At 52.6% G+C, this 11,322-nt stretch carries 8 protein-coding genes; 3 read left to right on the forward strand and 5 right to left on the reverse strand.

Annotated features, from left to right (window positions below):
* Window positions 1-335: 335 nt before the first annotated feature.
* Window positions 336-1,907, forward strand: a complete 1,572-nt coding sequence (gene scpB / locus P8N76_03700; GenBank protein ID MDG2380755.1) for an SMC-Scp complex subunit ScpB — start codon at window positions 336-338, stop codon at window positions 1,905-1,907.
* Between the two features lie 54 nt (window positions 1,908-1,961).
* On the opposite strand, the gene hemA is transcribed toward scpB, so the two are convergent.
* Both hemA and P8N76_03710 read right to left on the reverse strand, forming a co-directional pair.
* Complete coding sequence (gene hemA, locus P8N76_03705) at window positions 1,962-3,236, reverse strand: glutamyl-tRNA reductase (GenBank protein ID MDG2380756.1); 1,275 nt, start codon at window positions 3,234-3,236, stop codon at window positions 1,962-1,964.
* Window positions 3,237-4,127 (reverse strand): hypothetical protein, encoded by an 891-nt coding sequence (locus P8N76_03710; protein ID MDG2380757.1) that lies wholly within the window; start codon window positions 4,125-4,127, stop codon window positions 3,237-3,239.
* A 457-nt stretch (window positions 4,128-4,584) separates the two neighbouring features.
* Here P8N76_03710 and P8N76_03715 point away from each other — a divergent pair, with 457 nt between their 5' ends.
* Complete coding sequence (locus P8N76_03715; protein ID MDG2380758.1) at window positions 4,585-5,514, forward strand: DUF1559 domain-containing protein; 930 nt, start codon at window positions 4,585-4,587, stop codon at window positions 5,512-5,514.
* Window positions 5,515-5,682: 168 nt separating this feature from the next.
* Complete coding sequence (locus P8N76_03720) at window positions 5,683-6,285, forward strand: hypothetical protein (protein MDG2380759.1); 603 nt, start codon at window positions 5,683-5,685, stop codon at window positions 6,283-6,285.
* Between the two features lie 11 nt (window positions 6,286-6,296).
* Here the strand turns inward: P8N76_03720 and P8N76_03725 are convergent, their stop codons facing one another.
* From P8N76_03725 to argH, 3 genes are all read right to left on the reverse strand, one after another.
* Window positions 6,297-7,346: a sigma-54 dependent transcriptional regulator gene (locus tag P8N76_03725; GenBank protein MDG2380760.1), complete on the reverse strand. Its 1,050-nt coding sequence runs from the start codon at window positions 7,344-7,346 to the stop codon at window positions 6,297-6,299.
* 14 nt (window positions 7,347-7,360) lie between these two features.
* A complete protein-coding gene (locus tag P8N76_03730) occupies window positions 7,361-9,634 on the reverse strand; it encodes a HEAT repeat domain-containing protein (protein ID MDG2380761.1) in 2,274 nt (757 codons plus the stop codon).
* 107 nt (window positions 9,635-9,741) lie between these two features.
* The gene (gene argH / locus P8N76_03735; protein ID MDG2380762.1) at window positions 9,742-11,121 is read right to left on the reverse strand and encodes an argininosuccinate lyase; all 1,380 of its coding nucleotides are present in this window, start codon (window positions 11,119-11,121) and stop codon (window positions 9,742-9,744) included.
* Between the last annotated feature and the right edge of the window lie 201 nt (window positions 11,122-11,322).

The raw sequence follows: 11,322 nt of genomic DNA on the forward strand, positions 1-11,322 counted from the left end.
GAGGACTGAATGCGACTTGGTTGGTGGAATGGCTTTCCAACATGCCAGCATCCGCCAGCGGAAATCGAGCCGGAATTTTCATCATGGCCAAATGGTTCAGGACGGGGCGTCAAAGACTTACGTGATTCAGGCAGTTCGGTGAGGAGAAAGCTGTCCCAACAAGACGGAATTTGGTACCGTCGATTCTCAACGACAATCCATGGTTGTTGACAAAGATGCCCGACGCTCGCTGTCGACCTAGGAAAGACTGCCAATCGGATGTTGACAGCTGGTAAGAAGTGAGCTTCTGGATGGTTTGGCTCCAGCTAGACTCGCAAATTCGACGAATTAACGACATGCTTTCGAGAAGTTCAATTCCGGCGATCGCGCTCAAAAGTGTTGCCTGTCGTTATCGGCACTGGTCGACTGGCCTGATAGCCTCGCTAGCGTCAACGGGCCCGGCGGCTATCCAACAGGCCGGCTCCAGCGAGCCATCGTTGCCTGAGGATACCGATGCGGCAAAAATGCAACGAATGGAGGCGGTTTTATTTTTGGCGAGGGAGCCGCTTTCGAGTCGAAAAGTGAGCCAGTATGCCAACTTGGCGGACGGCACGGAAGCTCGTACACTAGTGCGCCGATTGAACGAAAGGCTGGATAAGATGAATCGAGCTTTCCGAATTCAAGAGGTAGCCGGTGGGTTCCAGTTGACAACACGGGCAAAGTTTGCGAAATGGCTTTGTCGACTGGACCATGTGCCAACACAACTGCGGCTATCAGCACCGTCGATGGAGACGTTAGCCGTGGTGGCTTTTCGTCAACCCGTGATTCGCTCCGAGATTGAAGCGATTCGAGGCGTCAGTTGCGGTGACATATTGAATCAGTTAATGTCGCGTGATTTGGTGCGTGTCGGTGGCCGGAGTGATGAACTCGGAAGACCCTATTTGTACAATACGACGAAACAGTTTTTGAAGGTGTTCGGGCTTCGCAATTTGGACGACTTGCCAACATGCGATCGGCTGGCGTTAACGCCAGCCCGTTTGCCGCTGAAGTCCGGCACGCCAATTGAAATGGAAGATCCCAAGTCCACGGGATCGGTGGTTGAGGAGGAATCTGACGTGAACGTCTCGGTTCAAGAAGAACAGCATCCACATGACAAGCCAACTGAAATCGAGTCCGACCGTATGAGCGATCGCGAAGTTCGCATGGAAGATGAAGATTACGACGAAGACGAATACGAATACATCGACGAAGAGGAAGACGATGGAGCGGAAGACGATGGAGCGGAAGACGATGAACTAGAGGAAGAAGAGGACGGCGAAGAGCTAGAGGAAGAAGAAGAGTACGAAGACGACGATGAAGACGACGATGAAGACGATGATGAAGACGATGATGAAGACGATGATGAAGACGATGATGAAGACGATGATGAAGACGATGAACTAGACGATGAACTAGACGACGATGAACTAGACGACGATGAACTAGACGACGATGAACTAGACGACGATGAACTAGACGACGATGAACTAGACGACGATGAACTAGACGACGATGAACTAGACGACGATGAAGACGACGGCGATGAAGACGACGGCGATGAAGACCACGACGATGAAGACCACGACGACGACGATGATGATGATGATGATGACGACGACAAAGACGACAAAGACGATGATGACGAAGATGACGAAGATGACGAAGAAGATGAAGACGGGGACGAAGAGGCCGATAGCGATGGCTTCGAAGATGATGAATGGGTAGAAGTCGAAGAGGACGATGAAGAAGGAAAGGAAGACGAAGAGGAGGAGTGGGAGGAAGAAGAGTGGGATGACGATGATGAGTGGGAAGAAGAAGAAGGAGACGGAAAAGAAGACGGAAAAGGAGACGGAAAAGAAGACGGAAAAGAAGACGGAAAAGAAGAGTAGTCGCAACCGCGATTGAATCGATGGCCGACTGACTAGTGAATCATCAATGATTCACTAGTCTCTCAGTTGAAAAAGTCTTTTCAGGGCATCCAACAGTCCATGAGGCGTACCTTTTTCTGCTTCATCTCGCAAGGATTCCAGCGGGGGATGGAGCAGTTTCTTGACAAGCCGATCGAACGACATCTGAATCTCTTTTTCCGTTGCTTCGTCGACGTCGCCAAGTTTGTTCATCAATCTCTCAATCTCGGTTCGTTTGAGCCGATCGGTCGATTCGTGTAATTGGCGAATCGTCGGACCAGTGATTCGGTGATTCCATTTGGCCAAGAATCGATCGGTTTCAACATCAATGATCCGTTGTGCCTTGGGCCACTCCTTTTCGCGTTTTTTGCGATTGCTTTCGCAGGTCTTCTGGAGATCATCTACCGAATAGAGGTAAACACCCAGGCAATCGCCGATAGCCGCATCAAAATCTCTCGGCACCGCTAAGTCCAAAATGAACAGCGTGCGTTGATACCGCGCCGTTTCGATGCGACGGTAGTCTTCGAGCGTGACGATGGGCTGACTCGCACCCGTTGTACTAATTACCAAATCGGCTTGCGCCAGTAGTGTTGACAATTCATTCCATGCGGCCGTCTGTCCGTTGAATTCCTTCGCGAGTTCTTCGGCTCGTTGCCGATTGCGATTGATGATCGTCACATGCTGGACACCCGCATCGATCAGGTAAGTCAGGGTCTCGCGCCCCATTTCACCGGCGCCAATTACTAATACCTGCTTGTCATCGAATCGCTCAAAAATCTGACTGGCAAAATCCGCAACTGCAACACTTGGGATGCTGACGCGGCGCTGATGAATAGCCGTTTCAGTCGCGACCCGACTTGCAACGCGCATCGCGCCTTGAAAGGCAGAATGTGTCATTGGACCGGTGTAATCACCCGCATTGGCGACTCGATAGGCTTCTTTGACCTGAGACAAGATCTGTGCTTCGCCCATCACCATGCTGTCCAAACTTGCGGCGACACGAAAAAGGTGACGGACGGCTTCATCCCGTTCACGTAAGAAAAGATCGTTGGCAATCTGGTTCGCCTTCAGGCCGTGGAATCCGGCCAGGAACTCGATGATCTGATCGTCGCGAGGTGCCGCTGCCGCATCTTCGGCTGCCGTGTAAAGCTCTACACGATTGCAGGTTGAAAGCAGCACGGCTTCTGTATTGGGAAAGCTGCTGCGGAGCTTCGAAAGAGCAACTGGAATCTGATCCGGGCTAAACGCGAGTTGCTCACGTACTTCAATCGGTGTCGTGTGATGGCTGCAGCCGACAAGTTGAAGTTTCATCTAGACACCTTCCCTTGTGACGACAAACCATCGGTCGGTTGAAGGTGCCAGAAATTGGACCTGACTCGGAGAGCCCACATGGACCGATGGCATCCAAAACATAATGGTCAGCACAATGCCTAAGAAGACAAAGCTGCCCACGGTCAGGTACGCCACTTTTCGTCCTGATCGGCTGTGACGATAGAATGTGTTGAATAACAACATCGTCAGCAACCAAGTGATCCAAACCATGGAGGCTAAAACCACTGGATCAGACCAGGGAATGCCTTGCTGTTCCCCCATTTGCGTTAGGTTCAACAAAATGCCCGAGATCAGGCCGATGCCCAATAATCCAATAGATGCGTACAAACAACGCTCATTCAGTGTTTGCAATCGCTCCAGGCTGGGTAGCCAAACACTGGAGGTGGGCGGAAGCTTCTGTTGCTTCAGTCGATAAGATTGGAACAGGTACATGAGCCCGGCAACGAAGCCAATGACAACCATTGCAATGCCGAACACAATCGATAGGCCATGCAGGATACCCCAGTAGCGAATGCCTGCTGCAGAATGCGGAAATAGCTGTGAGGCGGCAATGAGCGCTAAGCTTGTCGGCAGGATTATCAATCCTGTACTCGATTTTTGACGCACCATCATGCTCGCCAGGTAACTCGCCACGAAAATCCAAGCCAGCGACAAGCAGCCGGTGAACCAAGTCACCAGGACAATGCCATTTTCCCAGCGTTGTTGGAACTCGTAAATCAAGTAAACGGTGTGAGCAAATAAGCCGGCTGCAGCGAAGGCGATCATGACCGCCGTTCGGACTCGTGCTCGAAAAAAAAGACGAGTTAATTCCAGGGCGAACGCGACCGAGTAGCTGGCGGCGAAACAGACGACGGAGATGCCCGTGAGCACGATGGATAACCTCAGATACAGTGCGCAATACTCCATTGTACACCGCTGCGGTAGTGATCTTCTAGGACCGGCACCAGGGCAGGCAATCCTGGCAGCGAAAGACCGCTTTACCGGGCAAAAATGCATTTTTGCCCGGCGATCGGCCATTCTTTTTTGGGCCCGATCGCCGATTTCCAGACCTGCTGACTCCAATCAGCAGCCTGCCGAACGAATAATGCGGGCTTCCGTCGCCTCCACTAAGCCCTTCGGTTCGGCTGCTTTTGCACGCGAAAGTTACGAGTAAATTCTTGCGAACGATCGACTTAGCACAATCTCCATCCGATTCTCTGCTCGGCCTGAATCGCCTGGTAGGATCCGGGTCAACTCACAACATTTAAATGAGTATCGGTCACCGACCTGCTATTCTATCCTGGATGCTGGCTCGCCTAATCTAAGCTTGAAATTTGATAAGGGATCGATGATGCAAAGAATTTTCCGGCTATCCATTTGTTTGCTGGTCCTTGGCGTTTTATCGACGGTTGGACAGTCGAGCAACGCGGCGGAGTTGCGTACCTGGACAGACAGCAGTGGCAAACACAAGATCGAAGCAGAATTTGTCCGATTCAACGAGAACAAAGTAACGTTGAAAAAGGAAGACGGGAAAAGGATTACACTCGTGCTCTCGAAGTTGAGTGATGAAGACCAGGATTTCGTGCGGGATTTGTCGGCCCCATCTCCAAGTCGATCGACGAGAAAACGTCCAAAATCGAATAATGTAGTTAACTCGGTTCGTGGTGCGGTTTATCGGAGTCAAACGCAGAATACGATGCGTCAAATCAATTTGGCGATTGCAAATTATCAGTCCACTCGCAACCGCTATCCGGCCGCGGCCATAATGACAGCGGACAAAAAGCCAGGTCTCAGTTGGCGCGTTGCCATTTTGCCGTACATCGAAGAAAAGGCATTGTACGATCGTTTTCGACGCGACGAGCCCTGGGACAGTGAGCACAATCGAAAACTCATCGAACAGATGCCGAGTGCGCTGAAATCACCCGGAACGGAAGCCGAGCCGGGATACACGAACTTTCTGGCCGTGCGGTTGCCGAATTCAGTCATCGCCGAAGGACGCCGTGGTGTGCGAATGCAGGATATTCGTGATGGTACGTCCCGAACCGTCATGATTGTCGAGGCAGACGATGATCATGCGGTCATCTGGACCAAGCCCGATGATTTGGAATGGTCGATCGAGGCACCCACAGCCGGTCTCGGCAACATTTGGCCCGGGCAGTTCTTCGTTGGTTTTGCCGATGGCCGAGTTGCTACTTTGCCGATTTCTACACCCGCCAAGGATTTGCAGGCCCTCTTCACGCGAGATGGGGGAGAGCGGGTACAGCTCGACTCGTTTTAAGAGCGGTTGTTCGGCTTCGATTAACCGTGACGATTAAATGGCCGAATGGCGTCGGTTCGATTTCTGGTTTTTCTCCAGATTGGCGAGCCAAGTCGAAGTGTCAGGGCTACGTTGGATTATGGCTGATTTGCAAGAGTAGGGATACTCAACCCGCTCGGAGTCAATCCAATGAATCGTCGAAAATTTGCTTTCTTGCTTGGAATGGGGCTGTTTTGGCTCTCCGATAAATTGCGTGCTGACAGCGTGGATCAGCTGGCTGCCACTTTGATGCAGAGCACGGAAAAGAAAGTGGGGCGTATTCGCTGGAGCGCGCACGAAAACCATCGTTGGCGCTGGTACGAACGGGAATCGCTCATTGATGGCCGGTGGAAGCTGACAGGAGTCACTACGCCGGTCAACAGAGAGACCGGAAAGCCGTATCAGGCACGCACCGGATATCTGAGCGAAACCGAAGTTCCCGCGGACATTCTCCGAACTGAGCGATCGAGCACAACAACCGATGCCGCGGTAGAAACTGAGACGCAGATCGGCCAACCCGATCCGATTCGGCGGCAACGCGATGGGCGTCCGCCTAGTCAATGGTTACGCAGTCTGACCGCTGAAGAAATACATGTCTGGTTGAAGACAATTGAAGTCCCCGAGGTTGGTGTGAGCGGTATGACCTTCTGGACACACCTCACTCGGGATCATTCATTCGAAGCCGAAAAGATCGAAGGTTTGAGTCTTGAAGATCAAGCCAAGCTGCACGCTGCAGCACACTGCGGCTATTAATCAGCCGGTGATTAGGACTCGAGATCGTACTCTTTCAGCTTCTTGTGCAGTGTGTTGCGATTGATGCCCAGACGAGCCGCAGCTTTTGTTTGAACGTTGTTGCAGCTGATCATGACTTGTGCGATCAGCTCGCGCTCCACTCGGTTAACGATCTTTGCGTGTAGGTTGTCTTCATTCGTACCTGCGTCGACCAACCCACGTTCGACAACGGCGTAAGTCAGACTTTCCAGATCGGCGGCCTGAAGTTTTCGATGACTGCTCGGATGACCGTTGAGCACAGAATTGGGCAAGAGATCGACCGTCAGTTCATCGCCGTCAGCCATCACGACGGCCCGTTCGATGTAGTTTTGCAGCTCTCGTACGTTTCCCGGCCAATCGTACGCTTGGAGTGCTTCCATTGCTGCATCCTGAATATGAACCACATACCGATCATTGGCTTCGTTGTAGAGATTCAGGAAGAAGGCAACAAGTTCGGGAACGTCCTCTTTACGTTGTCTCAGGGCGGGAATCTCCACCGGGACCACATTCAATCGCCAGTAGAGATCTTCTCGGAAGCGCTCCTCACTGACCTCCTCCATCAGATCACGATTACTGGCAGCGATCACACGAGTGTCGGTTCGAATGGTCTCGGTGTCGCCGACGCGTTCGAACTCTCGTTCTTGTAAGACTCGCAACAACTTGACTTGCAGCTGTGAAGACGTGCTGTTGATTTCGTCCAGAAACAAGGAGCCACCGTGTGCCGCTTCGAAACGGCCCGTTCGATTTGCGAGTGCACCGGTGAATGAACCACGCACATGCCCGAACAATTCGCTTTCCAGTAGGCTCTCACTCAGGGCTCCGCAATTGACTCGCACAAAGGGTCCGCCTTGTCGCAAGCTGAGACGATGAATTGCCGTTGCGACAAGCTCCTTACCCGTTCCTGTTTCACCAAGCAACAGGACGGATGCATTGGAACGTGCCACTCGCCGAATCGTCTGGTACACATTCTCCATCGCCTGGCTAGAGCCGATCAGCGCGGGAATGGGAGGCCCTGAATCGTTGGAGTGGGAGAAAGCGGACATCGATTGTTCTTGGCTCAATCAGTCTTTTTTGTTGGGGGTTGATTGTTCGCCAAGATCGGGGACTCAATCGAGTCGAGCAGTGCACCCAAAATGGCCTGAGTGTCGGTATCTAATTCCTCACTGCGATTGTATCGATCGTATTGATGTCGGACTTCGGCTTGGTTGAGTAGCAGGCCAAAAGACTGAACCGATTCGTTAAAAGCTTTCACAGCCATTTGCCGTTGTTTGACGGACATGGTGTTGAGGTTTGCGATGTCGGTCAGAGCAAGTTGAGCCTCCGAGGTGGGAAAACGGGCTGCCAGGTTGGTCGCCAGTTCGAAAAGCTCGGGCGTGTAGAGCGCTTGGAGGACCTGGGGTTGCTGCCTCAATAAAGTAGAAAATCGGTTGGAATCTTCTCGCGATAGACGGGTCAGCCAGTCAAGTGCGAAGGCAGCTTGTTCTAAGCGTCGGTCACCATCAACCGCGGATCGTCCCGCTAAATTTAATCCTCGGGCGACGATTTGCCCGAATAATTCGGGCTCAATCGGTTCTGGCGCGGCAAGAGTTTTGGGATGGGCATTGGCGATTTGTTCCAGCTTTAGCATTGAGTCAGAACGAAATCCTAACAACACGATCGGAATGTCGGCGGACTTCGGATCAGCTCGGAGGGCGGTTATCAACGACCAGAGACTAGGCCCACGGATTGCGTCACTGATCATGATCAGCTCCCAGTCGGGAGATTGGATGGATCGATTGACCAGTTCAGCCGGTTCGGTCACCACTTCTGCGGTAAAGCCTGCTTGATTGGCCAGCCCTCCCAGATTTTGGCCCTGTTGTGCGGATGGATGAAGAACCAGAATCTTTCGCTGTCCTGTGGAGCCCGCAAAGTATCCGATTGCTTGGGGCAAGCGACTTGCACCGGCAAAGGACCCTTTGGGATCGATTTTCATGATTGCTTTTGCGGCAGCAAAACGAACGCGGCGATTCGGATTCGTGAGTGCCAAAACCAGGGGCGCGACCTGGCCGGCTGCTGCTTGCAACACGCTCGGCTCTTCAAAAGAAGATAAAACTTCGGCAGCCGCGACAGCCGCGAGCCATTGTTTGTCTTTTAAACTCTGATGCAAAATAGCGTTCACGACATTCACGCCGGCTTGCTTGGCATCGTCATGCACCGTGCCCGGCCCTTGCCGCAAGGGACGATCCAGTCCAATCGCTTGGTCCAATTTGAAACGACTGATGAAGCTGCGAATCAGATCGGTTTCATTCTGGGGATGAAGGCGGTGGAGGTCACGATAGAGTCGGGAGGCTGCCAATGCCGCAGCATCGGCTTTGAACAGTTGATACGGAACAGGCGCCATGAGTTTTTCATCCCAGGTCCAGCTGAGTACGAGACCATCCAGGTCGGCTTTTTGAGAAATCAAACCGTCGTAAGCGCGCCCGGCTGCTTTTTTCAGTAATTCACGCGCCTCCGTCGTCAGAGGTGGGCTGCCAATCAGATCCTTAAACGCTTGGGAGGCGGCCGCTCGTGCTGCGGAGTTTCCCGTGGTCGATAGATACGGGTAGACGAGATAAGGTAGTCCGTCCCGTGAGCCAGCACGGCCTAGCGCTGCGATCGCCGTGAGTCGCAGTTGTAGGTTGGAACTCGACAAATAGGCGATTAACGGACCCACACTTTCGTCACCGAGTTGCGTTAAGACGGTTTTGGATCGGCGAACGACTTGTGGATTCTCACTGTTGGCGATGGCGTTAATCAGGGATGGAACTGCGTAGACGCCCGATCGCAACAGTCGTCGGGCAGCTTGCAGTTGTTGCTCGCGCTGAGCGGATCCCAATTGGGAAACATCGGCGGCAATTCGTTGTGGATTCTGGGCGATTGTTTTTGCTGCATTGAAAACCGACTTGGCAAAGGCGGGACCCTCCGGTGCTAATTCCGGTTTGATGAGTCGTAAGATTGTCGAGGTCCCGAAACGTTGATGGAGATTTGATAATTGCTCGATCTTTAACCCACTACCTGCCAAACGCTGCAAATACTCGAGTGCCAAATCAGACCGGTCCAAGCGAATCAACAAGTCGATCGCGTGCATCAACTCCTCGGGAGTGGTTGGGTTGGTCGCACGAATTGCCTCGACGGCCGCGCTATCCACAATCTCCGGTGGTTTTTCGTCGAGCTCCGTGGCTCGTGGATTATTCGGCACGGATTGACCGAGCAGGTTAGTCGGTAGGACGATTGCTAGGATCAAGACCACTGTCCCGCTCGCAAGGAGAAAGCGTCGGTCGGTATTCCACGAAGAAAAACGAAAGGAGCTCATGGGGATTCTCTTAATCGTGCAAAGACTCGTTGTTAGTGTCATGACCGCTAGCTGCGAGAGCTAGAAATTCGGGCGGTGCATCCACACAAACAAATCGACCGGTCATCTTACATGCCGAGTGTCTGTCGCCAATTTTGCACTTGTTTAGCAACTTCCGTTGGTGCCGTTGATCCGTAACTGCGAAATGCTTTGATGGCGTTGTCAACGCCAAGCACCTTGAAAACGCGTTCGTCGAGGACGGGGTGTGCCGACTTGAACTCATCCGCTGAAAGGCTGATCAACGGAATTCGTTGTTGAATTGCGGCACCCACGAGCTCACCGACCAAATGGTGAGCGGTCCTTTGGGGCACTCCGTTCTGTATCATGAACTCCATTAAGGTGGTCGCGTCCAAATAGCCGCGATCCAAACCACTTGCTATTTCCTCTTCATTCAGCTCCGCATCCTGCACCATGGGGGCCGCTAATTCCAAGCAGCTGGAGACCGTATCGACGGAGTCGAACAAGGGTAGCTTGTCTTCCTGCAGATCTCGGTTGTAGGCCAATGGCAGACCTTTGATCAGCACCAGCAGCGATTGGAGATTACCGACCACCCGTGCCGTCTTTCCGCGGATCAATTCCAAAACGTCTGGATTGATCTTTTGGGGCATGATCGACGAACCCGTACAGAATTGCTGAGGCAGCGTCAAAAAATGAAACTCGGCCGTCGACCAAAGAATCCACTCTTCAGCCCAGCCACTTAAGTGTTCGGCGATTAGGGTGAGGACAAACGCCAATTCGATCACAAAGTCGCGATCACTGGATACGTCGAGACTGTTGGCAGCGACCACTTCAAAGCCCAGTTGCTCGGCGACATAATCCCGATCAATGGGCAGAGTGGTACCCGCCAAGGCTGCGGCACCTAGGCTGTTGCGATTGACTCGTTTCCGGCAGTCTGCCAGCCGTTCACGATCCCGCTGAAATTTTTCGCAATAGGCGAGCCAATAATGGGGCGCAAGCACAGGCTGAGCACGCTGCATGTGGGTGTAGGCGGGTAGGATCACGTCCCGATCTTTTTCGCAACGGGCTACAAACGATCGCTGTAGGGCAGCCAGGTGCTGATCCATTTGATCGATCGACTCTCGCGACCAAAGTCGGAGATCAGTAGAAACTTGGTCGTTTCGACTGCGACCCGTGTGAAGTTTGCGGCCAATATCGCCCAGACGATCGATCAAAGCCTGTTCGACATGCATGTGAATGTCTTCAAGCTCAATTCGCAGTGGCAGTTCACTCCGATCAATTTCCCCCTGAATATCGCTCAGCGTCTGCTCAATCCGACCGCATTCTTCATCGCTCAGAATACCCACTTTGGCGAGCATCCGAGCGTGTGCCTTGGAGCCCTCGATGTCATGTCGATAGAGCCGATGATCAAAACTGACGCTCTCGGTGAATTGCTCAACGCGTCGATCGACCGATTGTTCAAAGACACCACTACGGGAGGGACTGGACACGCTGCCTGAAAACCTTACAACCAGGTGTGAAGTGTTGAAAACTCACAATTCGTTTAAATTAAACGGTTTACGTCGATGTGTCAACGAGCTGAATCGATGGGTGCATATGAATTGTGCATCGTAATTTCGGCAAAGAGCCGATCATCCGGCTCTCAGCAGCAATTGTGACCCCGCTCGACGATCGAATTTGTGGGTGACAAC

It is taken from the genome of Pirellulaceae bacterium (assembly GCA_029243025.1).
Lineage (GTDB): Bacteria > Planctomycetota > Planctomycetia > Pirellulales > Pirellulaceae.